The sequence below is a fragment of the Gemmatimonadota bacterium genome (assembly GCA_040388625.1).
Taxonomy (GTDB): domain Bacteria; phylum Gemmatimonadota; class Gemmatimonadetes; order Gemmatimonadales; family Gemmatimonadaceae; genus Fen-1247.
This window is the reverse complement of the sequence record JAZKBK010000001.1, coordinates 683,626-709,320: the sequence shown is the minus strand read 5'-3', so window position 1 is coordinate 709,320 and position 25,695 is coordinate 683,626. Positions and strand designations below refer to the sequence as shown.

26 protein-coding genes are annotated in these 25,695 nt (G+C 63.4%); 25 read left to right on the top strand and 1 reads right to left on the bottom strand.

Going from position 1 to position 25,695, the window contains the following annotated elements; translation table 11 throughout:
* Positions 1–2: 2 nt before the first annotated feature.
* The 6 genes from V4529_03370 (at position 3) to V4529_03345 (ending at position 3,510) form a co-directional block, all read left to right on the top strand.
* On the top strand, positions 3–353 hold the full coding sequence (locus tag V4529_03370) for a dihydroneopterin aldolase (protein MES2357363.1): 351 nt from the start codon (positions 3–5) through the stop codon (positions 351–353).
* Positions 346–759, top strand: a complete 414-nt coding sequence (gene folK, locus V4529_03365) for a 2-amino-4-hydroxy-6-hydroxymethyldihydropteridine diphosphokinase (GenBank protein MES2357362.1) — start codon at positions 346–348, stop codon at positions 757–759. The genes V4529_03370 and folK overlap by 8 nt, the downstream gene beginning before the upstream one ends.
* On the top strand, positions 756–1,568 hold the full coding sequence (gene panB, locus V4529_03360) for a 3-methyl-2-oxobutanoate hydroxymethyltransferase (GenBank protein ID MES2357361.1): 813 nt from the start codon (positions 756–758) through the stop codon (positions 1,566–1,568). The genes folK and panB overlap by 4 nt, the downstream gene beginning before the upstream one ends.
* 72 nt (positions 1,569–1,640) lie before the next feature.
* Positions 1,641–2,534: a pantoate--beta-alanine ligase gene (panC, locus tag V4529_03355; GenBank protein ID MES2357360.1), complete on the top strand. Its 894-nt coding sequence runs from the start codon at positions 1,641–1,643 to the stop codon at positions 2,532–2,534.
* A 2-nt stretch (positions 2,535–2,536) separates the two neighbouring features.
* A complete protein-coding gene (locus V4529_03350; protein MES2357359.1) occupies positions 2,537–3,079 on the top strand; it encodes an HD domain-containing protein in 543 nt (180 codons plus the stop codon).
* Positions 3,079–3,510, top strand: a complete 432-nt coding sequence (locus V4529_03345) for a LytR C-terminal domain-containing protein (protein MES2357358.1) — start codon at positions 3,079–3,081, stop codon at positions 3,508–3,510. The genes V4529_03350 and V4529_03345 overlap by 1 nt, the downstream gene beginning before the upstream one ends.
* On the opposite strand, the gene rlmN is transcribed toward V4529_03345, so the two are convergent.
* Positions 3,439–4,518 (bottom strand): 23S rRNA (adenine(2503)-C(2))-methyltransferase RlmN, encoded by a 1,080-nt coding sequence (gene rlmN / locus V4529_03340; protein ID MES2357357.1) that lies wholly within the window; start codon positions 4,516–4,518, stop codon positions 3,439–3,441. The two genes, V4529_03345 and rlmN, sit on opposite strands and share 72 nt — an antisense overlap.
* A gap of 115 nt (positions 4,519–4,633) precedes the next feature.
* Here rlmN and aspS point away from each other — a divergent pair, with 115 nt between their 5' ends.
* The 19 genes from aspS (at position 4,634) to rpmA (ending at position 25,192) form a co-directional block, all read left to right on the top strand.
* Positions 4,634–6,415 carry an aspartate--tRNA ligase gene (aspS, locus tag V4529_03335; GenBank protein MES2357356.1) on the top strand — a complete coding sequence of 594 codons (1,782 nt, stop codon included), beginning with the start codon at positions 4,634–4,636 and terminating at the stop codon, positions 6,413–6,415.
* Positions 6,412–7,368, top strand: a complete 957-nt coding sequence (locus V4529_03330; protein ID MES2357355.1) for a PhoH family protein — start codon at positions 6,412–6,414, stop codon at positions 7,366–7,368. Before aspS ends, V4529_03330 begins: the two co-directional genes overlap by 4 nt.
* A 4-nt stretch (positions 7,369–7,372) precedes the next feature.
* A complete protein-coding gene (locus tag V4529_03325; protein ID MES2357354.1) occupies positions 7,373–8,410 on the top strand; it encodes an HDIG domain-containing metalloprotein in 1,038 nt (345 codons plus the stop codon).
* Positions 8,407–8,850, top strand: coding sequence for an rRNA maturation RNase YbeY (gene ybeY, locus V4529_03320; protein ID MES2357353.1), 444 nt, complete (start codon positions 8,407–8,409; stop codon positions 8,848–8,850). Before V4529_03325 ends, ybeY begins: the two co-directional genes overlap by 4 nt.
* Positions 8,834–9,898, top strand: coding sequence for a methylmalonyl Co-A mutase-associated GTPase MeaB (meaB, locus tag V4529_03315; GenBank protein ID MES2357352.1), 1,065 nt, complete (start codon positions 8,834–8,836; stop codon positions 9,896–9,898). The genes ybeY and meaB overlap by 17 nt, the downstream gene beginning before the upstream one ends.
* Positions 9,895–11,559, top strand: coding sequence for a methylmalonyl-CoA mutase family protein (locus V4529_03310; protein MES2357351.1), 1,665 nt, complete (start codon positions 9,895–9,897; stop codon positions 11,557–11,559). Before meaB ends, V4529_03310 begins: the two co-directional genes overlap by 4 nt.
* Before the next feature lie 18 nt (positions 11,560–11,577).
* Complete coding sequence (locus V4529_03305; protein ID MES2357350.1) at positions 11,578–11,988, top strand: cobalamin B12-binding domain-containing protein; 411 nt, start codon at positions 11,578–11,580, stop codon at positions 11,986–11,988.
* A complete protein-coding gene (locus V4529_03300) occupies positions 11,985–13,580 on the top strand; it encodes a carboxyl transferase domain-containing protein (GenBank protein MES2357349.1) in 1,596 nt (531 codons plus the stop codon). Before V4529_03305 ends, V4529_03300 begins: the two co-directional genes overlap by 4 nt.
* A 7-nt stretch (positions 13,581–13,587) precedes the next feature.
* Positions 13,588–14,946, top strand: a complete 1,359-nt coding sequence (locus V4529_03295; GenBank protein ID MES2357348.1) for an acyclic terpene utilization AtuA family protein — start codon at positions 13,588–13,590, stop codon at positions 14,944–14,946.
* Positions 14,946–15,296: a hypothetical protein gene (locus V4529_03290; GenBank protein MES2357347.1), complete on the top strand. Its 351-nt coding sequence runs from the start codon at positions 14,946–14,948 to the stop codon at positions 15,294–15,296. The genes V4529_03295 and V4529_03290 overlap by 1 nt, the downstream gene beginning before the upstream one ends.
* Positions 15,293–16,057, top strand: a complete 765-nt coding sequence (locus V4529_03285; protein MES2357346.1) for an enoyl-CoA hydratase/isomerase family protein — start codon at positions 15,293–15,295, stop codon at positions 16,055–16,057. Before V4529_03290 ends, V4529_03285 begins: the two co-directional genes overlap by 4 nt.
* Complete coding sequence (locus V4529_03280; protein ID MES2357345.1) at positions 16,054–16,209, top strand: hypothetical protein; 156 nt, start codon at positions 16,054–16,056, stop codon at positions 16,207–16,209. The genes V4529_03285 and V4529_03280 overlap by 4 nt, the downstream gene beginning before the upstream one ends.
* 13 nt (positions 16,210–16,222) lie before the next feature.
* A complete protein-coding gene (locus tag V4529_03275) occupies positions 16,223–18,703 on the top strand; it encodes a DUF3656 domain-containing protein (GenBank protein ID MES2357344.1) in 2,481 nt (826 codons plus the stop codon).
* A gap of 109 nt (positions 18,704–18,812) precedes the next feature.
* Positions 18,813–20,882: an ATP-dependent DNA helicase RecQ gene (locus V4529_03270; protein ID MES2357343.1), complete on the top strand. Its 2,070-nt coding sequence runs from the start codon at positions 18,813–18,815 to the stop codon at positions 20,880–20,882.
* 14 nt (positions 20,883–20,896) lie between these two features.
* The gene (locus V4529_03265; protein MES2357342.1) at positions 20,897–22,114 is read left to right on the top strand and encodes an acyl-CoA dehydrogenase; all 1,218 of its coding nucleotides are present in this window, start codon (positions 20,897–20,899) and stop codon (positions 22,112–22,114) included.
* Positions 22,111–22,656, top strand: coding sequence for an isoprenylcysteine carboxylmethyltransferase family protein (locus tag V4529_03260; protein ID MES2357341.1), 546 nt, complete (start codon positions 22,111–22,113; stop codon positions 22,654–22,656). Before V4529_03265 ends, V4529_03260 begins: the two co-directional genes overlap by 4 nt.
* Before the next feature lie 107 nt (positions 22,657–22,763).
* On the top strand, positions 22,764–24,353 hold the full coding sequence (locus tag V4529_03255; GenBank protein MES2357340.1) for an Rne/Rng family ribonuclease: 1,590 nt from the start codon (positions 22,764–22,766) through the stop codon (positions 24,351–24,353).
* Between the two features lie 229 nt (positions 24,354–24,582).
* Positions 24,583–24,900, top strand: a complete 318-nt coding sequence (gene rplU / locus V4529_03250; GenBank protein ID MES2357339.1) for a 50S ribosomal protein L21 — start codon at positions 24,583–24,585, stop codon at positions 24,898–24,900.
* 13 nt (positions 24,901–24,913) lie between these two features.
* A complete protein-coding gene (gene rpmA, locus V4529_03245) occupies positions 24,914–25,192 on the top strand; it encodes a 50S ribosomal protein L27 (GenBank protein ID MES2357338.1) in 279 nt (92 codons plus the stop codon).
* Positions 25,193–25,695 lie beyond the last annotated feature (503 nt).

The window sequence follows — 25,695 nt, the reverse complement described above, 5'->3', positions numbered from 1 at the left end:
GAATGGCCGACACCGTTTCGCTCAGGGGAATGCGCTTCCACGCGCGCGTCGGAGTGCTGCCGCACGAGGAGCAGCTGCCGCAACCCGTGGAGCTCGATCTCTCCGTGACGGTAGACGAGACTGTACGGCCGCCGCACGTCGTCGACTACGTCGCGCTTTACAGCGCCGTCGCCGAAGTGATGAGCGTACGTCACATCGCATATCTGGAAGAGGCGGCCGAGCGCGTCGCGGCTGCGGCACTGCGCGTCCGAGGTGTGCGGTCGGCCACCGTGTCGATCAGAAAGCCGCACGTGCCGCTGCCCGGCCCGGTTGAATACGCCGAAGTCTCGATCACCCGCGAGCGCGATGGATGACATCGCCTTCGTCGCACTGGGTTCCAACCTGGGCGATCGGCGAAAACATCTGTCCGACGCCCTCTCACGCATCGGCGGAATTCCAGGAGTCGCGATAGTGGCGCTGACCGGTCCCGAGGAAACCGAACCGATCGGTCCCGTCGCTCAGGGGCCCTACCTGAATCAGATGATCGCGCTGCGCACTTCACTGTCACCGCCCGAATTGCTGGCGGCGCTGCACGAGGTGGAGCGCGAGGGTGGCCGCGTTCGGACCGTCCGTTGGGGGCCGCGCACAATAGATTTGGACATCGTCAAGTACGCGCACACGACCTGGAGCTCGGCCGAGCTTCAGGTACCACATAGAGAAATCGACAACCGCGACTTCTGGCAGCGTGAGCTCGCCGAACTCGCAGAGGTATCCATTTGAGCAGCGCACCGCCGTCACGCGCCGTCACGGTTCGTGACATTCGCGATCGCAAGGGCAAGGATCCAATCGTCGTCGTCACTGCGTACGACGTTCTCTTTGGCCGGCTCGTGGACCAGGCAGGCGTGGACATCGTGCTCGTCGGTGATTCCGCCGGCAACGTCGTGGCGGGATTCGAATCGACTCTGCCGGTGACACTGGATCAAATGATCTATCACGGTGCAGCGGTATGTCGCGGAGTCTCCCGCGCGCTCGTTACGGTGGATATGCCATTCCTGACATATCAGATCGATACCGCGACCGCGCTCGTGAATGCGGGACGGTTGCTCGTCGAGACCGGTGCGCAGGCCGTGAAGCTGGAAGGCGGCAACGAGCGCATCGCGGCAACAGTCGCACGTCTCGTGGAGATCGGCATTCCGGTAATGGGACATCTGGGCTTCACGCCGCAATCGGTGAACGCGATCGGCGTTCGAGTGCAGGGAAGAGAAGCTGAAGAAGAGGACCGCATTCTGGCCGAAGCGAAGCGACTGGACCAGGCGGGCGCCTTCGCGATAGTTCTGGAGTTGATGCCGGCGAAACTTGCGGCGCGCATCACGGCGAGCATCAGCGCTCCGACGATCGGGATCGGTGCCGGCCCGGGGTGCGATGGTCAGGTGCTGGTGCTCCCCGACATGCTCGGTATGAACGAGGAGTTCTCACCGCGTTTCCTCAAACGCTACGCGAATCTGGCCGACACGGTGCGCGACGCGGTGCGCGCGTACGGCGACGACGTTCGCGGGCATCGGTATCCGTCAGCCGAACACAGTTTCTAGAGCGAGCTCGCCTCACATGCAAGCAATCACTCGTCATTCCCGCGGAAGCGGGAACCGGAGGTCGTCATCCGCTTGCGCGGGAACGACGAATTTCTCAGCTCCATTCCACGGGCACGACAGAACGTGGTAACCGAATCATCCATCGCGGGGATGCGTGCGCGCTTGCGCGAACTCACCGCCAGCGGCGCGCGAGTGGCACTCGTTCCGACGATGGGTGCACTGCACGACGGACATCTCGCGCTGGTGGACGCCGCCGCGAAGACTGCGGACGTGGTCGCCGTGAGCATCTTCGTAAACCCGTTGCAGTTCGGACCCAACGAGGACCTCGCGCGTTATCCGCGTACGCCCGAAAGTGACTCGGCAGCGCTCACAGAACACGGCGCAACCATCGTCTTCATGCCGACGGCGGAAGAGATGTACGGCGCCAACACCTCGCGGACGACCGTAACGCCTCCATTGTTCGCGGCCGTGCTCGAGGGTGCGGTTCGCCCTGGTCACTTCGCCGGCGTACTCACCGTGGTGGCGAAGCTGTTCAACATCGTTCAGCCAGCCGTCGCGGTGTTCGGGCGCAAGGATCTTCAGCAACTGTCGCTGATCCGCGCCATGGTCGCCGATCTGAACTTTCCGGTTCAGATCATCGCGATCGATACCGTGCGGGAAAGCGATGGACTTGCACTCTCCAGTCGCAACCGCTATCTCGACGCCGACGCACGGCGCCACGCACCCGCGCTGCGCGCGGCGCTCGCCTCGGCGAAAGCTGCTTTCGACGCCGGAACCACCAGCCCGGCGGCAATCGAATCGGCGGGGATGGCTACCCTGGCGAAGGATGGCGCGTTCGAGGTTGATTATCTCGCTCTGGTAAACGAAACTGATTTCGCACGGCCGTCCGTCGCCGCGAAGGGAGATTCGATAGTGGTCGCGGCGCGGATCGGCGGCACTCGATTGATCGATAACATCCAACTCTGACAATGCACAGCTCGACGCTGGACCTTCCCGATTGGGCGCGCGTTGGCGACAAGCGCGCCGAGCACATTCAACGCGTCACTGCGTTGCTGAATGCGTGGGCAGCGGCGATGCGGCTTCCTCCGGCCGAAGCGCGTGCGTTCATCGACGCCGGCGTTCTGCACGACGCACTGCGTGACGCGACCGAAACCGAGTTGCGCGAGATCACCGGTGACAACGAAAGCCCGGCCGGCCTGCTGCATGGCCCCGCTGCGGCGATCACACTGGAAAGGCACGGCGAGAAGCGCACCGACCTGCTGGACGCGATTCGCTATCACACAGTCGGCAGCGTGCGGTGGGGAGTCGTTGGGCGGGCCCTGTACATGGCCGACTTTCTGGAGCCTGGCCGGAAGTTCATGAAGCAGGACAGATATTTTCTCTCGCTGCAGGTCCCGACGTCGTTCGAAAGCGTATTTCGCCAGGTGGTGCGGATGCGTCTGGAATGGACCGTGCGCGAGGGAAACAACATCTTTCCGGAAACGGTCACGCTCTGGAACAGCCTTCAGTAATGTCGTGCCGTTCCGTGATGCTCGTGATCGCTGCGGCATTTGCGTTTGCAGGATGCAAAAAGGGCGTTCAACATCGCGGCGCTTCGGCAGATGCAGCGGCGGCGAAGATCGACACCACCGTCGGTCACGCCCCGCCCGGGGTGCGCATCAAGGTCGAAGTGTTGAACGCAAGCGCGGCCCGTGGTGCGGCACGACGCGCGACGCTACTGCTGCGCGCGCGTGGCTACGACGTGGTTGCGATGGGCAATTCTCGTACGACGCAGGCACCGACACTGGTGCTGGACAGATCCAATCATCCGGAGTGGGCCGCGCTGATCAGCAAGGCAATCGGCGGCAAGGCCGTCGCTCGCCCGGATACTTCACGCTACCTCGACGCCACCGTCGTGCTCGGCACCGACTGGACGCCGCCTCCGATGCCGTTCTACCCGTAGCTGGCCGCACGCCGCGGCGATGTCCTTTCCGCGACTCTTGCGGATTGCGACACTCAACCCACCGCGCCGCAGCATCGCCGCGAAACGACGTATGGAGTCCGCGGTGGTTGGCGTGAAATCGCCGGCGCCGCCCGGATGCAGCGGAATGAGATTCACGAACGCCTTGCACTCCTGCGCCAGCTTCATCAACTCGCGCGCGTCCTCGTCGCGGTCGTTCACACCGCCAAGCATCACGTACTCGAAGGTGACGCGCCGATCGAAGCTCTTTGCGGCTTCGATCACTTCGGAGAGTGGATACTTCGTGTTGATGGGCATGAGACTGCGACGCAGCTCGTCGGTCGGTGCGTGCACCGAAATCGCCAACCGGAACTGTTCCGGACGGTCGGCCAGCGCGACGATGCCAGGGAGAATCCCGACTGTCGAGACTGTGATGTGGCGGGCACCGATGCCGAGTCCGGCCGGATCGTTCAGGATCGTGAGCGCGGAATTGACGGCGCGCCAGTTCATGAGCGGCTCCCCCATCCCCATGAAGACGATGTTGGTGACCGCGATTGGCGGGTCCAGCAGCGCCATCTCACGCACCTGGCAGGCTATCTCGTACGGCTCCAGATTGCGCGTGAAGCCCATCTTGCCTGTAGCGCAGAACGCACACTGAAGCGCACAGCCGGCCTGCGACGAGATGCACAACGTCAGGCGATCTGCGTCGGGAATCGAGACAGTTTCTATCGCTTCGCCGTCGGCCAGGCGGAACAGAAACTTGCGCGTCCCGTCGGCCGATAGTTGTTGCGTCGCGATGCCGAGCTCGGGGAGTTCGAACGACTGTTCGAGTGCTTCACGGAGCGCTAGGGGCAGCTCCGTGATATCCGCGAACGAGCGTACGGGCGCCTGCCACAGCCTGCGCGCGACCTGACGAGCGCGATACAGCGGCTCGCCACGGTCACGAAAGAACGCCTCCAGGGTCGCATCGGCGTCCGCGGGCGTGAGATTGAGAAGATTGATTTTGGACATGTGGGATCGGCGGGCAACGGCGCGAAGGGCCTACCATAAGCCATTGCCAGCCATAAATTTAACCGATCTACATGCAATCATATTATCAGGTCGTGGCACTGCCCCAGCACGCCGCGTGAGCGCCCCCGAATTTCCCGCGACAACCGAGCGAACCACCCTCTGCGGCGCACTTCGCGCCGAGCATGCCGGAACGCAAGCGAGGCTGGGCGGATGGGTCGAGAGCTCGCGCAACCTCGGCGGGATGGTCTTCCTGAATCTGCGTGATCGCGCAGGAGTCGTTCAGGTCTCATTCAATCCGGACTTCACCCCCGCTGCGATGATCGAGGCCGCGTCGTCGGTTTCGCTCGAGAGCGTCGTGCGCGTCGAGGGCACTGTCGCATTGCGTCCGCAGAACATGGCGAACGCCGACATGGACACCGGGGCGGTCGAAGTACAGGCCACTTCGATAACCGTGCTGGGACCGGCGGAGTCGATAGCGATGCCGGTCGTCGCCAAGGGATCGAACCTACCGGCGGAAGAGATACGGCTGCGCTACCGCTACCTGGATCTGCGTCGCGCGCCGCTGCAGGCGAACCTCATCCTGCGCCACCGGCTGCTGCAGGTAACGCGAGCATTTCTCGACGCGCGCGGATTCCTGGAAGTCGAGACGCCGATCCTCACCAAGCCAACACCGGAAGGGTCGCGCGACTACGTGGTCCCCAGCCGGCTGCATCCCGCGGAGTTCTACGCGCTGCCGCAGTCGCCGCAGCTGTACAAGCAGTTGCTGATGATCTCGGGCATGGATCGTTATTTCCAGCTCGCGCGCTGTTTTCGCGATGAGGACCTGCGCGCGGATCGCCAACCGGAATTCACACAGATCGACATCGAAGCGTCGTTCATCACGCCGGAAGATCTCTACACGCTGACAGAAGGCATGCTTCAGGCGCTGTTCGCGGTTGCCGGCATTCAGATCGCGACACCGTTCCCGCGAATGACGTACGCTGATGCGATGGAGAATTACGGCTGCGATCGTCCGGACATGCGCTTCGGCTTGCAGATTCGCGACGTGACCTCCGTATTCCGGGAGTCCGACTTCGCCATTGCGCGCGCGGCGATCGCGTCCGGCGGGCGGGTGCGGGGGATAGTGATTCCTGGCGGAGCGTCGCTCTCACGCAAGCAGGTGGACGAAATCGAAGTTGCAGCCAGGAGCGCGGGCGCTGCGGGGCTGATGCGTATCAAGTGCGTGAACGGTGTCGTCGATGGCGCGCCGGCAAAGGCGCTCACCGATGCCGGTCGTGCGGCGTTGCAGTTGTCGGATGGCGATCTCATGTTGCTGGTGGCCGGTCCGGATCACATTTCGAATCCAGCACTGGATCGCACGCGTCAGGACGCCGCGCGCCGGATGTCGCTGGTCCCGGATGGCGCGAGCGAGCTGCTCTGGGTGACTGATTTTCCCATGTTCGCCGTGGATCCGGAGACCGGACGCCTCGACGCGATGCACCATCCATTCACCGCACCGAACCCGGAAGATCTCGGATTCCTCGACAGCGATCCGGCACGCGTTCGTGCGCTCGCGTACGACGTGATTCTCAACGGGACGGAGCTGGGCGGTGGCAGCATTCGCATCGGCGACCCGGCGCTCCAGCGGCGGGTACTGTCCCTTCTGGGCATCGATTCCTCCACGGCGGAGGAGCGCTTCGGCTTTCTGCTGGAGGCGCTCTCCGCTGGCGCCCCGCCGCACGGCGGAATTGCATTAGGCTTCGACAGGATTGCGATGCTGCTCGCCGGGGCCCCCAGCTTGCGTGATGTCATTGCATTTCCCAAAACGACTGCGGCGCGCGCATTGTTCGAGGGAGCGCCGACCGTAATACCGGCCGACGAGCTCGCTGCTCTACATCTCAAACCCGCTCACGCTTGACCGTTTCAGACGACAACACGGCGCTCAGGATCTCGACGGAAGGCGCCGACATGCTCACTCTCGCGGGAGTGAACGACGAGAATCTCACCGAGCTCATGCGCCAGACGGGAGCGCGTGTAGCTCTTCGTGGCGATACCATGACACTGACGGGTGCGCGCGAGGAGGTTGACCGCGCGCAGCCAGTGGCGCAGCGCATGATCGACCAGGCGAAGCGCCAGCTTCCGCTGACCGCGGACGACGTCCTGCGGATGAGCCTGGATGGCGTGCGCCCGGATGGCTCCGCATCGGACGAGCGGATCGTGCTGCCGGGAATCCGGAAGGTCATTCAGCCAAAGACCGCGGGCCAGGCGGAATATCTCAAGCAGATCAGCGACAACGACATTGTGATCGGGATCGGTCCGGCGGGAACGGGAAAGACGTATCTCGCTGTGGCTGCGGCGGTCGACGCGCTCTCGCGCAAGCGCGTGCGTCGCATAGTGCTTGCGCGTCCCGCCGTCGAGGCTGGCGAGAGTCTCGGCTTCCTGCCGGGTGACATGCAGGCCAAGGTCGATCCGTACCTGCGTCCGCTGTACGACGCGCTGGAAGACATGATGCCGGCGGAGCGCGTGCAGAAGGCGCTCGAAACGCGCACGATCGAGATTGCACCGCTTGCATACATGCGCGGCCGCACGCTCGCCGATGCCTTCGTCATCCTCGACGAGGCGCAGAACGCGACGGCGGCGCAGATGAAGATGTTTCTGACTCGACTGGGCGTCAATTCACGCGTCGTCATAACCGGCGACAAGACGCAGATCGACCTTCCGCGTCGTGAAGATTCGGGACTGGTGCAGGTGGAGCGGGTGCTTGCCGGAATCGAGGGCATATCGTTCTTCTACTTCACCGACGCCGACGTTGTGCGACACAGACTGGTGCGTGACATCATCAAGGCGTACGCAGAGGATACGACGGGGTGACGCGATGAATCTGTGGCGACGGCTCTCGGAGCGTGATGCCGCGGACGAAGCGGACCCTCCAGATCGCAACAAGCGCGACGATGCAGTTGCGCGAACATCCTTCGCGCCACGACTCGACGTAATACTCGAGATAGCGGCTGTTACGGCGCGAATACTGCTCGACCCGCGCGTGACCTTCGCCCTCGCCATAGCGGTCGTGATCCTCGTTCCGGGTCGCGTGGGGGAGTTGATCACCGCCTTATTTGTCGCCGTCGGTGCGTTGCTCGTGTATCGCGCCAGGCAGTGGCGCCGGATTCCGGATCACATTCGCTGGCTTGCATGGGCGGACCTCAACATGCCGCTCATGCGCCGCCTGAGTCTGGAAGCGCCTGGCACTTACGCTCACACGATCGCGATGGCGAATCTCACCGAGGCCGCGTGCAACGCCATCGGTGCGGATGGTCTGCTCGGCCGCGTTGGATCGTACTATCACGACGTGGGCAAGCTTCGCAAGCCGCAGCACTTCGTGGAGAACCAGCCGCGCGGACGCAACCCGCACGACAAGCTCAAGCCGGCTACGAGCGCGGCGATCATACGCTCGCACGTTCGGGACGGCATCGAGCTGGCCAAGGAGAACGGTGTTCCGCGTCCCATCCGCGCGTTCATCGCCGAGCACCACGGAACCCTTCCGATCGCGTACTTCCTGGCCAAGGCGCGCGAGCGCGACGACTCGGTGAACGCGAGCGAATATTCCTATCCGGGTCCCATTCCGCAGAGCGCGGAAACCGCAATCTGCATGCTTGCAGATGCCGCCGAGGCGAAGGTGCGAGCGCTGGCCGATCCGACGCCTGCGGCGATACGTACGATGGTCGAAGCGACGATCGCACAGCGGATGGAGGAGGGGCAGCTCGCTGACGCGCCAATCACTCTGCGCGAGCTCAGCATAGTGCGCGAGCAGTTCGTGCGTATCCTCACCGGCATGTTCCACGGCCGGATCGAGTATCCGTCGCCGGTGCGACCGATGGCCATCGCGCCGAAACGCGATTCGCGCGCGAGCGCGTGAGCGTAGCCGTCGACGTATCGCGCGACGGGGTTCGAATCGCGCTGTCCGAACAGCGGGTGCGCGAGATCGTGCGCGCGGTGTGCCGTCGGGAACGAGTGCGCGAGGCGCTGATATCCGTTGCGTTCGTCCGGAACGCGACGATAGCGCGAATGAATAGAGAATTCCTGGGCCACTCCGGTGCGACCGATGTCATCACCTTCGAGCTGGACGGCGGACGGACGCGTTCATCGCGCCGCGCGATACTCGGTGACATCTACATTGCGCCGGACGTGGCGCGCCGCAACGCGATAGAGAATGGCGTTGGTATTCGCGAGGAGCTGGCCCGGATCATTGTACACGGCACGTTGCATGTGCTTGGATACACACATGCGGAAGGGTCTCATCGCACCACCGGCGACATGTGGCGCCGACAGGAGGAGATCCTTGCCTCAATCGCTTGAGGCGCTCGTCGCGGATTTCGAGGCCGGGAAGTCGGCGGCTCTGGCGCGTGCGGTGAGCATCGTCGAGAATCATCGCGCCGGTTATGACGAACTGATGACGCGACTGCACCCGCACATCGGCCGCGCGCAGCGTCTGGGAATCACGGGACCGCCGGGCGCGGGCAAGAGTACGGTTACGAATCTGATCGTGCAGTCGCTGCGGCAGGAAGGACACACCGTTGGTGTGATTGCCGTCGATCCAACTTCACCGTTCACGGGTGGCGCGCTGCTCGGCGACCGCGTGCGGATGGAGTCGGTAGCGCTCGATCCGGGTGTGTACATCCGATCGATGGCGACGCGCGGATCGCTCGGCGGGCTTTCCGCGCGCACAGCGGAGGTTGCGGATGTGCTCGACGCGTTCGGCTTCGACAGAATCATCATCGAGACGGTGGGGGTGGGGCAGACCGAGCTCGACATCGCACGCACTGCCGATACGACGGTCGTCGTTCTCGTTCCCGAATCGGGCGATTCGATCCAGACGCTTAAGGCCGGCGTGATGGAGATCGCCGACATCTTCGTCGTCAACAAGGGTGACCGTCCAGGCGCCGATCGGTTGCGCAACGACATCGAGCTGATGCTCGGCTTGCGACGTGGATCGGCCGGTGGCGTTCCCGCACATCATGGTGTTCAGCTCAAGACTTTCAACCCGATCCGCATAGCGCGCGAGGCTGCCAGGGCGGAAGATCCCGAGCGCTGGACGCCGCCCGTGCTGGGTACCATCGCATCCAGGGGTGAGGGTATCGACCTGCTGCTGGCCGCCGTGGCGCGTCACTTTCGTTATCTTGAGATGTCAGGCGCTCTCAAGGGGCGCCGGCGCATACGGCTTCGGAATCAGGTCGCTGAAGTGGTAGCCGAGCGGGTGCGCAACAGGCTCTGGGACGACCCGGAGACCAACGTATGGCTTGACGCGCAGCTCGATCTGCTGGAATCCGGAGCGGCAACGCCGTTCAGCGTTGCGGACGAGTTGCTGAGACGGAGCGGTCCCTTGTTGACTGGAGTCGATGCATGACGACGGCTGAGATGCTGGAGCTGGACAGACTGCGTGAGGAAGTCGCGCAGTGGCGCGCGCGATTCGACGCCGCGAAAAAACGCAATGCGCTATTCGCGAATTCCGGCGACGTCGTCGATCCCGTTTACACGGCGCTCGACATCGCGGGCGACGGATCGGCACTGGAGCTGCCTGGCGAATATCCCTTTACACGCGGCATACACGCGACCGGATATCGTGGCAAGCTGTGGACGATGCGGCAATTTGCCGGCTTCGGCACGGCGCCCGAGACCAACGCGCGTTACAAGTACCTCCTGTCGCATGGTCAGACCGGTCTCTCCGTCGCGTTCGATTTTCCGACGTTGATGGGTTACGACTCCGATCACCCGCGTTCGGAGGGCGAGGTCGGCAAGTGCGGCGTCGCGATATCCAGTCTCGCCGACATGGAAACGCTTTTCGAGGGGATTCCGCTCGACAAGGTTTCGACGTCGATGACCATCAATGGTCCCGCGGTGATTCTTTTCGCGTTCTACGTTGCCGCTGCCGAGAAGCAGGGCGTGGACATCAAGGAACTGCGCGGAACGATCCAGAACGACATCCTCAAGGAGTACATGGCGCAGCACGCGTGGGTTTACCCCATCGAGCCCGCGCTGCGTCTCATCGTCGATAACTTCGCGTGGTCCGCTGAGCACGTTCCGCTCTGGAACACGATATCGATCTCCGGCTATCACATTCGCGAAGCTGGCGCAACAGCGGCGCAGGAGCTCGCGTTCACGCTCGCCGATGGTTTCACGTACGTCGAGCGGGGTCTCGCGCGCGGACTGGACGTGGACGACTTCGCGCCGCGCCTGTCGTTCTTCTGGGACATACACAACGATTTCTTCGAGGAGATCGCCAAGCTGCGTGCAGCGCGACGCATCTGGGCGCGGCATCTCAAGGAGCGCTTTGGCGCAAAGGATCCGCGCTCGCTCATCATGCGCTTTCACTCGCAGACCGCGGGCGTCACGCTCACTGCGCAGCAGCCGATGAACAACGTCGTGCGCGTCGCATATCAGGCCATGGCTGCGGTGCTGGGCGGCACGCAATCGCTGCACACGAATTCGATGGACGAGACACTCGCTCTGCCTACCGAGCAGGCGGTCCAGGTCGCGCTTCGCACTCAGCAGGTGCTCGCGTACGAGACCGGCGTTCCGAATGTCGCCGACCCGCTGGGTGGTTCCTATTATGTGGAAGCGCTGACCGACAAGCTGGAACAGGAAGCCGAGGCGTTGTTCGAGCAGATCGCCGAAGTTGGCGGTGTGGTGCACGGCCTAGAGACCGGCTGGTTGCAGCGCAAGATCGCGGAGTCGTCTTCACGGCAGCAGTGGGAGATCGAGCAGCATCGCCGCACGATCGTCGGTGTGAACGAGTTCGTCACCGAAGAGGGCGAGCTCACGATTCCATTGCTCAAGGTGAGCGAGGCCGCCGAGCGCGAGCAGCGTGCGCGCATGGCCGCGATGCGCGCGTCGCGTGACAACGCACTGGTCGAATCGCGTCTCACTGCGCTGCGCGAGGCGTCGCGCACGGATACCAATCTGATGCCGTTCATTCTCGACTGCGCTCGTGCCTACTGCACGCTGTACGAGATACGCGCCGCCATGGAAGAAGTATTTGGTGCGTATCGCGAGCCCGTGTTCTTCTAACCCTTGCAATAGAAACAGATGCGCCCTATCCGAGTGCTAGTCGCCAAACCGGGACTGGACGGCCACGACCGTGGCGCCAAAGTAGTTGCGGCCGCACTGCGCGACGCAGGGATGGAGGTCATCTACACCGGCCTGCATCAGACTCCCGAGATGATCGCGACCGCTGCGATCCAGGAGGACGTCGACGTCGTCGGGCTTTCCATTCTGAGCGGCGCGCACATGACGCTCATACCGCGCGTACTCGATCTGCTGCGCGCTGACGGACGTGACGACATACTCGTGACCGGCGGCGGGATCATTCCGCGCGAGGACATGGATGCGCTCGAGGCTCGCGGCACGGGGCGGCTGTTCGGACCTGGCACGCCCACCAGCGAGCTCGTGGATTACATCCACGACTGGTTCGAGGCGCGCGAAAGCCAGACAGCGTGACGTCGCGACTGCAGTCGCTTGACGCCGACCTTCGGGAACTCGAGAACAGGCTCGAGCAGGGCGGCGGCGCAAAGAAGATCGAGAAGCTCCACGCGCAGGGCAAGCTGTCGGCACGCGAAAGGGTCGCGTTGTTGTGCGACCCGGGCAGCAGCTTTCTAGAGATCGGCCTGCTCGTCGCGTACGATCAGTACGATGGCCAGGCGCCGTCGGCCGGCGTTGTAACCGGCCTGTCAGTAGTTGACGGCCGGGAGGTCGTGGTAGTTGCGAACGACCCGACCGTGAAGGCGGGCTCATGGTGGCCCGAGACGATCAGGAAGATTCTGCGCGCGCAGGAAATAGCGATGCGGTGCACGATCCCGATCGTGTATCTGGTCGACTCTGCAGGAGTGAATCTGCCGTATCAGGGCGGAGTATTCCCGGGGCAGTTCGGCGCGAGTCGCATCTTCTATTACAACTCGGTGATGCGACGTTACCTGCGTATCCCGCAAATCGCCGCGGTAATGGGCCAGTGCATCGCGGGCGGCGCGTATCTCCCCGCCTTGTCCGATGTCATTCTCATGGTGAAGGGAACATCCTTCATGGGGCTCGGCGGTCCCAATCTGGTAAAGGGTGCTACGGGTCAGGTAATCGACAGTGAGACGCTTGGCGGCGCCGAGACACACACGCAGGTGAGCGGTGTCGCGCACTACGCGGTGGATGACGACGCGTCGTGCATCGCCAAGATCCGCGAGCTGATCTCGCGTCTGCCGCGTCCCGCAGTGCCGGCGCCGGTCGAGCGTGTGACCACAGATCCGGCTATCGCGGACCTGCTGCCGAGCGACCATCGCATGTCTTATGACATGCATGCGCTGCTCAGGCTCATCGTCGATGACGGCGCGCTGGATGAATTTCAGGGCGAGCTGGCCAAGGAAGTGATCTGCGGTGACGCGCGCATCGGGGGTATTCCGATCGCTGTCATTGCCAACCAGCGCGGACTGGTGAAGGGACGTCCCGGCGAGAAGCCGCGGTTCGGCGGAATCATCTACGCGGAATCCGCCGAGAAGATGGCGTACTTCATCGACCGTTGTGATAGACAGCGCATCCCGATTCTGTTCGTGCAGGACGTGTCCGGCTTCATGGTTGGGCCGGAAGCCGAGCACGAAGGAATCATTCGTGCTGGCGCGCGACTCGTCGAAGCCATGGCGACGACTCGCGTGGCGAAGATCGTGCTCACGGTAAATCATGCGTCGGGCGCGGGGTACTACGCGATGGCGGCTCAGGGTTTCGATCCGGACTTCGTCTTCACGTGGCCCACGGGGCGCATGGGCGTGATGGAGGGCGAGGCCGCGATCCAGGCGGTGCACGGCCCCGCGATCGACGCGGCCCGCAAGGCAGGCGGCGATTTGAAGGATGAAGTCTCTGCCGTCGTGGACGAGATGCGCGCGGATTACGAGCATCAGCTCGATGCGCGGTACGCCGCCGCCCGCGGTTACGTGGATGCGATAATTCACCCTGAAGACACGCGCTCTGCGATCATTACGGCGCTTACGGCATCGCTCAACAATCCCGGTCCGCACCTTGGGCCATTCGTTCTTCCAACGCACATAGCCTGATTATAAAATGACTGAACGCGTAGTCCGCGTCGCAAGCGGACAGGGATTCTGGGGCGACTCGCTCGACGCACCTCGCCAGCAGGTGGAGAACGGACCGGTCGACTATCTGATGCTCGACTACCTCGCCGAGGTCACGATGTCGATTCTGCAGAAGCAGAAGGAGCGTGATCCGACGATGGGTTACGCGCGCGATTTCGTTGGCGCGATGGATTCCGTGCTCGAGGCGGTGACCGAGCGCGGAGTGCGTGTCATCGCGAATGCAGGCGGTGTGAATCCGCCCGCGTGCGCGACGGCCATTCAGGGCGTGGCGAAGAAGCGGGGCAAGTCGCTGCGCATTGGCGTGGTGACCGGCGACGATCTGCTGCCGCGGCTTAACGAGCTGGTGGAGCAGGGACATGCTCTGGCGCACATGGAAACCGGCGAGCCGCTCGAGACGGTGCGCGATCGCGTCCTGTCAGCCAATGCGTATATCGGCTCCAAACCGATCGTCGAGGCTCTGTCGCGCAAGGCGCAGGTCGTCATTACGGGCCGCTCCACCGATACCGCTCTCACAATGGCGCCCATCCGGTTCGAGTACGGCTGGAAGGACACGGATTACGACCGGCTTGCTGCCGGGATCGTCGCCGGGCACATACTGGAGTGCGGCGCGCAGAGCTCCGGCGGCAACTGCCAGTATGACTGGCGCAACATTCCCGATCTCGCCAACGTCGGCTACCCGATCGCCGACGCGTACGAGGACGGGAGCTTTGTCGTCACCAAGCATCCGAACACCGGCGGACGTGTGTCGGTGCAGACGGTATCCGAGCAGCTCGTTTATGAGATGGGCGATCCTCACGGTTACATCACGCCGGACGTGATTGCCGATTTCTCCACGATCCGCATCGAAGACGCCGGACCGGATCGCGTTCGAGTATTCGGAATCAAGGGCTACGCACCGACTGACAAGCTCAAGGTATCGATCGCATATAAATCCGGGTACAAGGCCGTGGGCACGCTCGTGTATTCGTGGCCTGACGCGCTTGAAAAGGCGCAGCTCGCCGATCGTATCCTCCGCGAGCGACTGGAGCGCCTGGGCCTGCGCTTCGATGAGATTCTCACAGAGTTCGTCGGTGCATCCGCCACGCATGGCCCACTCGCTGGTGACGCGGGGAGGAATGCGCCAGAAATTCAACTGCGTGTCGGTGTGCGGTCGGATGATCGCGCAACCGTCGAGCGCTTCACGCGCGAGATTGCACCGCTCGTGCTGAACGGACCGCCCGGCGTCACCGGTTTCGCTGGCGGACGCCCGAAAGTGGAAGAGATCGTTGCCTACTGGCCGGCACTGATAGACAAGACAGTCGTGCAGACTCATGTGGAGATCGTCTGATGAAAGTACGATTGCTCGACATCGCGCACGCGCGATCCGGTGACAAGGGCGATACCGCGAACGTTGGCGTCATCGCCAATCGGCCTGAGTGGTTTCCGCTCATCGCCCGCGAGTTGACGCAGGCGCGCGTCACGCAACACTTCGCCGGGATGATCGAGGGCGAGGTCGATCGCTTCGAGCTGCCGAACTTGAACGCTCTCAACTTCCTATTGCACGGCGCCCTTGGGGGCGGTGGAACGCTGTCGCTCAAGACTGACGCGCAGGGAAAGGTGTACTCGACGGCGCTGCTGCGCATGATGCTCGACGTACCGGACGCCGAGGCGCGCGCGCTGGGTCTGCCGTCAGCATGAACCGCATTCGCGTCGAGTCCGACGGCGTACTCGCGCGCATCACGCTAGCGCGGCCGGAGAAGCGCAACGCGCTCGATCACGAGACGACGCACGAGCTGTTGCAGGCCTTCACGTCGTGCGCACAGCACACCGGCACTCATGCGGTGCTGCTTTCCGCCGACGGCGCCGACTTCTGCGCTGGCGCCGATCTCAAGGAGCTCGCGGGCATGCTCGGCGCAACTGCCGAAGAACACTATGCCGACGCGGAGGCGCTCGGACGCGTATTCATCGCGATGCGGGAGATGCCCAAGCCCGTGATCGCGGCCGTGCGTGGTCGTGCGCTTGCGGGCGGTGCAGGGCTTGCGACCGCCGCCGACATCGTGATCGCGCACGAAGACGCGCAGTTTGGCTACCCGGAAGTTCTCGTCGGCTTCGTCCCTGCGATGGTGATGACGATGCTCCGGCGCTCGGTTGGCGAGAAGCGCGCCTATGACCTGGTCGCGAGCGGGCGACGCATTACCGCCGCCGAAGCGCTCGACATGGGTCTCGTGAGTCGCGTGATCGGCGGTGGGGGCGACGATTTTGCAGAAGCTGCGGAGCTAATCGCGCGCGAGATCGCCGAATCGTCCGTGAGCGCGCAGGCGCTCACCAAGACACTGTTCTATCAGCTCGACGGCCTGGATTTCCGCGAAGGCGTGCTAGCTGGCGCGCGTACGAACGTCGCCGCCCGAAGCACCGAAGACTTCCGCAGCGGCGTTCTACGGTTCACGAACAAAGCATGAGACGCATCGACTCGTTCAAGATCGGATTGGCGATTTGCGCGATCGTGCTGTTCGCGTTCTCGATCAGGTCTGGCGTGACCGCGTATCGCCTTGCCGCGATCGCGTGCCTTCTGGGTGCGTTTCTGCTCCGTTTCGCACGTCCGAGAGCGTAATTAGATTGCGAGGGTGAAGACCACCCGAAACATTCCCGAACTTCTCTCACCTGCCGGCTCTCTGGACGCCGTTCGGGCCGCCGTCGCGAACGGCGCCGACTCCGTGTACCTGGGCGCCGAGAAGTTCAACGCCCGGGACGAGGGAGCCCAGCTGACGCTGGACGAGCTCGAGGCTGCATGTGCGCTGGCGCACTCCCGGGGGACGCGGATCTACCTCACGCTCAACACGCTCGTGAAGCCCGCCGAGCTCACTGATGCGCTCGATTTCCTGGGACAGGCTATCGATCGTGGGATCGACGCGGCGATCGTTCAGGATATCGGGCTCGTCAGGCTGATCGACAAGGTGTATCCAGGGTTCGAGATACACGGCTCGACGCAGATGACCGTGCACGACGAATCCGGCGCGCGATTGATGCTGGAGCTGGGAATCGATCGCGTAGTGCTGGCGCGCGAGAATTCGATCGAGGACATTCGCGCGATTCACTCCGCCGTGCCGCAACTCGGCCTCGAATCGTTCATACACGGTGCGCTCTGCATCTCGTACAGCGGCCAGTGCTACATGTCCGGGATGATCTCGGAGCGCAGTGCCAATCGCGGATCATGCGCGCAGTCGTGCCGCAAGGACTACACGCTCACGGATTCCACGACGGGCGAGACGCTCGACACCGGCTTCCTGATTTCGGCGAAGGACCTTGGCGCGTACGACTCGCTGGCCGACATCGCAGATGCCGGTGTGCGTTGTCTCAAGATCGAAGGACGCAAGAAGCGACCAGAGTACGTCGCAACCGTGACACGTGGATATCGCGATTTTCTCACCCGCGTTGGTGAAGGCGATACGACGCCGCCGGCTGTCGAGGAAGTGCAGGATCTGGTTCAGATCTTCAGCCGCGGCTTCACACCCGGAATGTACCGTGGCCGTGCTGGTCGCGAGTACGTCACGCGTGACCAACCGGACAATCGTGGTGTGGAGTTGGGCACCGTTGTGGGAGTCGGTGCGCGTGAAGTAGTCGTAGAAGTTTCGGCGCGAATCGAAGCAGGCGATGGAATCGCGTTCGAGGGTGGCCGCGGAGTCGAGACCATCGGAGCGACTGTTACCTCGGTGCGCACTCTTGGCGAGGTGAAGGGAACACTGCGTCAGGCGCTGACGTTGCGTGCGCATCCGCAGGTTGGCGCGGTCGTGGTTCGCAGCTCCGACGCCACGCTTCTCGCTCGTGCGCGGGCGAGCTTCGATTCGGTCGAGCTGGCACCCGCTCGCAAGCGTCCCGTCGACGTCGCCGCGTTCGGGAGCGTGGGATCACCGCTCAAGCTCGTGTTCAGGTCGGACGTCGGCGACGTCGTCGTACGCAGTGACATCGCACTCGCGGCGGCGTCGAAGCGCGCGCTCGACGTCACACAGCTGCGTGAACAGCTGGGCCGGCTTGGCGAGACCGCCTTCGCGCTGCGCGACGTGGACACGAACGGGCTTGCGGCGGGTCAGTTCATTCCCGTAAGCGTTCTGAATCACATGCGTCAGAGCGCCATCGCCGATCTGGAGCAACGGGTCGAGTGGGGCAACGCAGAACGGCTCGGTGAGCGCGCCGAACGGATCTCGAGGGCGATTACGGAAGTGACGGTGAACCGGACCTCGGCGAGCGACAGGCCAACGCTGTCGGCGCACGTGTACGATCTCGCCGACGCGCGCACTGCAGCTGCCGCTGGCGCCACGGAGATCGTGCTCGATCCGTTCCTGCGCCACCCGACGCCGCCCGTGTCACGCGTCCGTGCGTTAACTACTGAACTTTCAGGAGTTGGCGTCACGCTGCGCATTCGCACACCGAGCATCGTCCGTCCGGAAGATCGCGCAGTCGTGGACAAGTGGCTCGCTCTCGATCTGCCCATCGTTTCGGGTCACGTTGGACTTGTTGTCGAGCTCGCTCGGCAGGGCCGCGACGTGGTTGCAGACTATGCGGTGAACTGTTTCAACCAGCATACTGCGGCGTACCTTTTCGCGAGCGGCGTTCGGCAGATCGTTCCATCGATCGAGTTGACTGTGGATGAGCTTGGCGAGCTCGTGGCGCCGTGGGGCGGAAGCGGGTTCGACGTTCTTGTGTATGGCCGGCCGGAAGGAATGACGATCGAGCACTGTGTACTGTCCGCGGCTTTCGATCGGGAGCCGACGACGTGTCGCGATCTCTGCGTGCAGAAACACAGCAACGTATCGCTGACGGATCCGGCTGGCTACACATTCGCGGTCGCAACCGACAGCGCATGTCGCAATCGGCTGTTGCACTCGCGCCCCATCGAAGGCTCGGAATACATACCGCGACTGTGGAGCCTGGGTGTCCGCTCGTTCAGCGCGGTATTCAACGTGCCCGGCGATCCTGTCACCGAGGTCGTTGCCGGCTACCGCCAGCTGATCGATTCGCTCGCATCCGGTGAAGTGGTGCAGGGAAGCTCGGTCCGATCGGTCGTCGGCTCAGCGTTCACGCGCGGTCATTTTGCGCGAGCAGTCTGATCGGCGCGACATCGATGGGCGCTCCACTGGATACGCCGCTGGATAGCATTGCTGCGGGAAGAGCAGGATCGATTCGACTGCCGGGGCGCATCCACTGAATCATTCGGACATGACAGCCCCGACTCTGGATGACGCGCGCGCTACGCTCAGCAAGGCCTTCGGATATCCCGCATTTCGGGCGGGCCAGGAGATCGCTGTCGAGTCTGTGCTGCTGGGGCGCGACACGCTCGTGATTCTGCCGACCGGCGGCGGCAAATCGCTGTGCTATCAGGTGCCTGCGTTGCTCCTCCCCGGTCTCACGGTAGTCGTGTCGCCGCTGATCTCGTTGATGAAGGATCAGGTCGACGCCCTGGAGGCGAAGGGGATCGCCGCCGCTTTCGTGAACAGCACGCTCACCAACGGCCAGGTTTCCGACCGCATGGCCCGCGTCGCGCGCGGCGAGCTCAAGATGCTGTACATGGCGCCCGAGCGCTTCGATGCCGGCAGCACGGCCGAGCAACTGCGTCGCGCCGGAGTGTCGTTGCTTGCGATCGACGAGGCTCACTGCATCAGCCAGTGGGGTCATGACTTCAGGCCGAGTTATCTCCGGATGCGCGCCGTGCGTGAGGCGCTAGGTGATCCGCCGACCATCGCACTGACCGCCACTGCAACTCCAACGGTAAGGCGTGACATCGCGCGGCAGCTCGCACTGCGCGATCCAAGGGTCGTGATCACGGGATTCGATCGCACCAATCTCAGCTATTCAGTGGTTCCTGCGCGCAACGATGCCGGCAAGGACGCACTGCTGGTTCAGGTGTTGAGCGACCGACCCGGGCTTACCGTCGTGTACGCCGCGACTCGCAAGTCGGTGGAGCGCATCGCGTCGATGTTGCAGCGCGAAGGGATTTCCGCCGCGGCATATCACGCCGGCCTGGACGACGTCCACCGGCATGAAGTTCAGGAGGATTTCATGACCGAGCGCGTGCGAGTCATCGTCGCGACCAACGCGTTCGGTATGGGCATCGACAAGGCCAACGTCCGCGCTGTCGTTCATCATTCGATGCCCGGGACGCTCGAGGCGTACTATCAGGAAGCGGGGCGCGCGGGGCGTGACGGCCTCCCCTCCGAGGCGATCCTGCTGCACGCGTTTCAGGATCGGTTCACTCACGAGTATTTCATCAAGGGCGCGTATCCCGAGCGCGAGCTTGTGACGCGAGTCTACGCGACGCTGCAGCGCCTCGCCAGCCGGTCCGCAACCATATCGGAGTCGCCGGAAGAGCTGGCGAGCGCAGTCCCCGGCAAGGTCAACGCCCGCGACATCGAGAGTGCGCTGCGGGTGCTCGAACAGGCGGGCGCGACGGTCAAGGCACAGGAGTCTGCATCGCTCGTGCGCGTGAGACTGCTTGCCACTCCCGCGCGCATCAAGCGAGAGCTGTCCAATCCCGACGACGGCATCGCGCTTGGCGTCCTTCGCGCTCTCTGGCGCGCCGCCGGCAACGATCTGAACGACGGCGCGATTGTCGACATCGCATCGCTGCCGTCCGGACTCGGGGCGCCCATGGAAATCCAGGACACGCTGGAATTACTCGAGAGCCGTCAGTTCGTCACCGTGCAGAGGATCGGCGGCGGCATCACGCTCGTCGCACCTTCCCGCGATCTGGACAGCTTCAATGTCGATTGGAAGTCGCTGGACCAGCGGCGTGAGGCCGAGCTGGAGAAGCTGGAAGCCGTTCAGCGCTACGCATACGCAAAGAGCTGTCGGCGCGCCTTCGTCCTTCGATATTTCGGCGATCCTGCGGCGGGCAACAGCTGCTCGGGATGCGACAATTGTCAGGGGACCGCGGCACCGCGCCCAGCCAGGGACGAATCGCCCGCCCGGAGCCGATCGTCCGGCCGCGCCCGCGGCGGTCCAGTTCCAAAACCGGCTCGCGGCCGCGTCCGCGAAGCGCCGGATGCCGCTGACGACCTGCCGGCACCGGCGCGGGAGCTGTTCGATCGGCTCCGTGCCCTCAGGCGCGAAATTGCGCGGGAAGAAGAGGTCCCTGCCTATATTGTCTTCGACGACAAGACGCTCCGGCAGATCGCGGTGCACCGTCCGCGCACTCTCTCGGCGTTCGGCGAACTGCGCGGAATCGGACCGGTCAAGACTGAGCGGTTCGGTGCGCGGTTCATGGCTGCGCTGGCCGACGATCAGGGATAACACGATACCCGATAATGGACGATTCCTTCTACTTCTCCGAACAACATTTTGCAGTGCGCGACACTGTCCGCGGATTCGCGCGGGATCACGTCGCACCGGTTGCAGCGAAGCTCGACGCGGAAGGAAAGTTTCTCTGGGACAACGTCAAGGGAATGGGTGAGCTCGGGCTGCTCGGCGTACCCTGGCCGGAAGAACTGGGCGGCGCCGGTCTCGATCTCACGTCCTACATCATCGCCATCCATGAGATGGCAAAAGTCGATGCGTCGCACGCGATAACGATCTCCGCCCACACGACCCTCGGCACGTCGCCCATCGTCAAGTTCGGCAACGATGCGCAACGCAAGCGCTACGTCCCACTGCTTGCGTCCGGCAAGGTGCTCGGCGGGTTCGGTCTCACGGAACCTTCGGCTGGAAGCGACGCCGGCGGAACGCGCACACGCGCGGAGAAGCGCGGGGACCGCTACATAATCAACGGTTCCAAGATCTTCATCACGCACGGCGGAGTCGGCGAGATATTCGTCGTCACCGCGGTGACGGACCCGAGCCGCGGAACCAAAGGAATCAGCTCGTTCATTCTCACCAAGCCGACTACCGACCTCGAGACAGCGAAGCAGATCGGAATAGGGCACGACGAGTCGCTTCCAGCCATGAAGGGATTCCGCGCCGGCAAGAAGGAAGACAAGCTCGGCTGGCGCTCCTCCGACACGCGCGAGCTGATATTCGAAGATGTCGAGGTTCCAGAGGAGAATCGCCTCGGCAACGAGGGTGAGGGCTTCACGAACTTCATGCAGACGCTGGATTCGGGTCGTATCGGCATCGGCGCTCTGTCGCTCGGGATCGCCGAGGGTGCGTACGAGCAGGCGCTGAGATACGCGTCGGAACGAAAGCAGTTCGGGAAGCCAATCGCGGATTTCCAGGGCGTGCAGTTTCAGCTATCCGACATGGCGACAGAGATCGAGGCGGGGCGGCATCTCGTATTCCACGCGGCGTGGCTGTCGCAGCACGGCAAGCCATTCGGCAAGGAAGCAGCGATGGCCAAGCTGTTCTGCTCGGAGCTGGCGATGCGTGCGACCACGAAGGCCGTCCAGATCCACGGTGGCTACGGCTACACGAAGGACTACCCGGTCGAGCGAATGATGCGCGACGCCAAGATCTGCGAGATCGGGGAGGGGACGTCGGAGATTCAGCGCCTCGTGATCGGCCGCCACATACTGCGCGGGCTCACCGCGTGACGCTTTCGGAAGTCGCAAAGACGATTCGCATCCCGCTGGGCTTCGTTCTGGGAATTGCGTACGTGCTGTTCGCGCGCCCGACCGTTGGCTCGCTCGTGCTTGGCGGAGCGATCGCGTTGACGGGTGTTCTGGTGCGTGCGTGGGCCTCCGGCCACATCGACAAGAATGAGAGGCTCGCGACGAGCGGGCCGTACGCGCACACTCGAAATCCGTTGTACTTCGGCAGCTTTCTGATCGCCGCGGGCTTTGCCGTGGCTGCGCACTGGAGCCTGCTTGTCGCGGTCGTCGTGTTCTTCCTGCTCATCTACTATCCAACGATGCAGCGCGAGATAGCGAACATCCAGGGACGCTTCCCGGACGCGTACGCTCGTTATGCGACCAATGTGCCGCTGTTCTTCCCGCGGCCGGCGCCGTGGCGTGGCGATGCGGACTCCATGAACCGCTTCGATTCGGCCCTCTACATGAAGCACGGGGAGTGGAAAGCCGGCCTAACTTACGTTCTGGCAATGATTTGGCTGGCGTTCCGGACCCTCCGGAAGTAACTTTAGTGATGTTGGCGCCGGCTACTCCGGCGCCCCAGTCTATTTCTCTTTTGGACCGCGCCGAGGCAGGGACCCTGTAACACGATCCCGGGCCTGCGTGGGCTACAATGAAACGTGAAATCCTCATAAACGCGGCTGCGCGGGAAACGCGCATCGCGATTCTGGAGGACGACCGCCTCGTAGAGCTGTTGGTCGACCGTCCAGACAACCGCCGAATGATCGGCGACATCTACGTTGGGAAGGTGGAAGCCGTCCTTCCCGGCATTCAGGCAGCCTTCGTCAATATCGGGACGGAGAAGAGTGCCTTCCTCCACGCGTCCGACGTCCAGGCGGACGATTCGGATGACGACTCCGATCCTGACGATCATGACGACGATGACGCCGAGCCCGCCAACGGCAACGGCGGCGGCAATGGTCATGGTAACGGTGGCAATGGCCGCCGCGGCAAGGTCCCGCCGATCCAGGACACGCTCAAGCGGGGTCAGGACATTCTGGTTCAGGTGACCAAGGAGCCGATCTCGACCAAGGGTCCGCGCGTCACCGCGCAGATCTCGTTGGCGGGCCGGTTCCTGGTGTACATCCCAGACGGCGGCACCAAGGTCGGCGTGAGCCGAAAGATCGGTGCCGGTGCGGAGCGCCAGCGGCTCAAGGAGATGGTCCGCGGCTTTCTGCCCGAGAAGGTCGGCGGCGTGATCGTGCGCACGGTTAGCGAGGACGTGACACCGGACATGCTCAAGCGCGAGCTCGAGTCGCTGATATCGCAGTGGAAGCGGATCAAGAAGAAGACGCGATTCGTCCGCGCACCGGCGGTGATCCATCGTGAAACCGGTCTGACGCGCGGACTCGTGCGCGACCTGTTCAGCGCCAAGGTCGATTCGCTGACGGTGGACTCCAAGCAGGTCTTCAACGAGATCGTGGATTATCTGGAGGACATCGCGCCGGATCTGATCCCGCGCGTGAAGCTGCACGCCGAGGAGCCGCCTCTCTTCGACAAGTTCGAGATCGAATCGGAGATCCGGGACATCTTCAAGCGTCGCTGCGATCTCCCCTCGGGCGGATATCTGATCATCGAGCCGACCGAAGCGCTGGTCTCGATCGACGTGAACTCGGGGCGTTACACGGGCAAGAAGGATCCCGAGCAGACGGTTCTTCGAACCAACATGGAGGCGGCGGCCGAGGTTGCGCGCCAGTTGAGATTGCGCGACGTGGGCGGGATCATCGTCACGGACTTCATCGACATGGAGAGCAAGTCGAACCGTGACAAGGTGCTTCAGGAGATCCGGAACCATCTCTCGCGCGACCGCGCGCGGACCAAGGCATTTGCGGTAAGCGATCTCGGTCTGATCGAGATGACTCGCCAGCGGGTCCGGCAGAGTCACTATCAGAGCATGACGGAAGCGTGTCCCACGTGTCACGGCAGCGGGCGAGTCTTCACGCCGGAGACGATAGTGCGACGGATGGAGCGGTCGGTGCGCCGGATGGTGCTGGAAGGTCGTCGCGACAACCTGCTGGTGAAGCTGCATCCGGAGGTCGCGATGTACGTTCTGGAGCAGGAGCGGGACCTGGTCCAGAAGCTCCAGAAGTCAGCGTCGTTCTCGCTGGAAATGCGTGATGATCCGTTACTTAGACCGGATGAGTTCAAGTTGGTTGTGAAGTCGCAAGGCCGGGATGTGACGCAGCAGTACGCGTTGGCGTAAGGCCGCCCGCAAACAAATCGCCCCAAAAGCGCGCACCGTAGGGGCGGGCCCCCGCGCCCGCCCACGAGGGACGGAGTGGGGACGGAGTGGGGACGGAGTGGGGACGGAGTAGGGACGGAGTAGGGACGGACTCCGCATGGAAAGGCCCCGGTCGGGATGAATCCGCGCCCTACCGTTTCGCACTCAGGACCGCTATACTTAAAGGCTGCACCAAAACCAATTCGATTCCATGCCATACGCTATCATCCGAACCGGCGGCAAGCAGTTTCGCGTCGAGCCCGGCAAAACCTACAGAATCCCTACGCTTGTCGGCGACGCCGGAGCAAAAGTCACGTTCTCCGACGTGCTGCTCGGTAGCGATGACAAGAATACTCACGTCGGCGTGCCGGCCCTCAAGGGCGCGTCAGTCGCCGCCGAGATCGTCAAGCACGGCCGCGGCGAGAAGATCATCGTCTTCAAGCAGAAGCGCCGCAAGAACTACGCGCGCAAGCAGGGACATCGTCAGGGCTTCACCGAGATCAAGATCGGCGACATCACACTCGCCTGAGGCTTAGAAAAACATGGCACATAAAAAGGGCGTAGGATCCACTCGCAACGGTCGCGACAGCAACGCGCAGTACCGTGGCGTCAAGAAGTTCGGTGGCGAGCGCGTGGTCGCGGGCAACATCATCGTCCGCCAGTGCGGCACCAAGTGGCACCCGGGCCGCAACGTCGGACTCGGCTCCGACTACACGATCTACTCTCTCATCGACGGCGTCGTGAAGTTCGAGCACAAGAGCAAGACGCGCTACAAGATCAGCGTCTATCCTCAGCAGCAGACCGAGACGGCGACTGCGTAATCGCAGATAGCCAGGTCAGGCTGCAGGAACGAGAGGGCTCCCATGCGGGAGCCCTTTTTCGTCTTTGACGGTGTGCGCGATGACGACGTTCACCCACGCGCCGCAGGGGTTCGCGTTTTCGACGGCACGAGCCACGCGCCGGATCGGTACGCGTTTCCGACGACGCTTTCGGACGCGCCGAATTGGTGGTCTTGCGTAGGGCGCGGATTCTTCCGCGCCTGGCCCGTTTAGGCGCAATCGGAATCGGATGAACGCCGGTTTGGATGAACGCTGATATTGTTGAACGTCGTCGCGTTGTAAGTCGTCATCCCAACCTTCGGCGGGACGACGACCACGATCCTCGGCGGGATGACGAAATTTTATGAACCCGGTTGATATCACGGTCCGATACCACGCAATTGGGCCAGGCGCGGAAGAATCCGCGCCCTACGCGGGCGTACCGGATCGGCGCGTTGATTAGCGTCGGCGCAAATACGCTGCGATGACCGCCGAACCGCGGCCCC

What these genes read in the sequence shown, in the direction of transcription:
- V4529_03370 (MES2357363.1), top strand. Translation starts at nt 3, where the DNA reads ATGGCCGACACCGTTTCGCTCAGGGGAATGCGCTTCCACGCGCGCGTC.
- folK (MES2357362.1), top strand. Translation starts at nt 346, where the DNA reads ATGGATGACATCGCCTTCGTCGCACTGGGTTCCAACCTGGGCGATCGG.
- V4529_03350 (MES2357359.1), top strand. Translation starts at nt 2,537, where the DNA reads ATGCACAGCTCGACGCTGGACCTTCCCGATTGGGCGCGCGTTGGCGAC.
- V4529_03345 (MES2357358.1), top strand. Translation starts at nt 3,079, where the DNA reads ATGTCGTGCCGTTCCGTGATGCTCGTGATCGCTGCGGCATTTGCGTTT.
- rlmN (MES2357357.1), bottom strand. Translation starts at nt 4,518, where the DNA reads ATGTCCAAAATCAATCTTCTCAATCTCACGCCCGCGGACGCCGATGCG.
- V4529_03325 (MES2357354.1), top strand. Translation starts at nt 7,373, where the DNA reads ATGAATCTGTGGCGACGGCTCTCGGAGCGTGATGCCGCGGACGAAGCG.
- V4529_03310 (MES2357351.1), top strand. Translation starts at nt 9,895, where the DNA reads ATGACGACGGCTGAGATGCTGGAGCTGGACAGACTGCGTGAGGAAGTC.
- V4529_03305 (MES2357350.1), top strand. Translation starts at nt 11,578, where the DNA reads ATGCGCCCTATCCGAGTGCTAGTCGCCAAACCGGGACTGGACGGCCAC.
- V4529_03295 (MES2357348.1), top strand. Translation starts at nt 13,588, where the DNA reads ATGACTGAACGCGTAGTCCGCGTCGCAAGCGGACAGGGATTCTGGGGC.
- V4529_03290 (MES2357347.1), top strand. Translation starts at nt 14,946, where the DNA reads ATGAAAGTACGATTGCTCGACATCGCGCACGCGCGATCCGGTGACAAG.
- V4529_03285 (MES2357346.1), top strand. Translation starts at nt 15,293, where the DNA reads ATGAACCGCATTCGCGTCGAGTCCGACGGCGTACTCGCGCGCATCACG.
- V4529_03280 (MES2357345.1), top strand. Translation starts at nt 16,054, where the DNA reads ATGAGACGCATCGACTCGTTCAAGATCGGATTGGCGATTTGCGCGATC.
- V4529_03270 (MES2357343.1), top strand. Translation starts at nt 18,813, where the DNA reads ATGACAGCCCCGACTCTGGATGACGCGCGCGCTACGCTCAGCAAGGCC.
- V4529_03265 (MES2357342.1), top strand. Translation starts at nt 20,897, where the DNA reads ATGGACGATTCCTTCTACTTCTCCGAACAACATTTTGCAGTGCGCGAC.
- V4529_03255 (MES2357340.1), top strand. Translation starts at nt 22,764, where the DNA reads ATGAAACGTGAAATCCTCATAAACGCGGCTGCGCGGGAAACGCGCATC.
- rplU (MES2357339.1), top strand. Translation starts at nt 24,583, where the DNA reads ATGCCATACGCTATCATCCGAACCGGCGGCAAGCAGTTTCGCGTCGAG.
- rpmA (MES2357338.1), top strand. Translation starts at nt 24,914, where the DNA reads ATGGCACATAAAAAGGGCGTAGGATCCACTCGCAACGGTCGCGACAGC.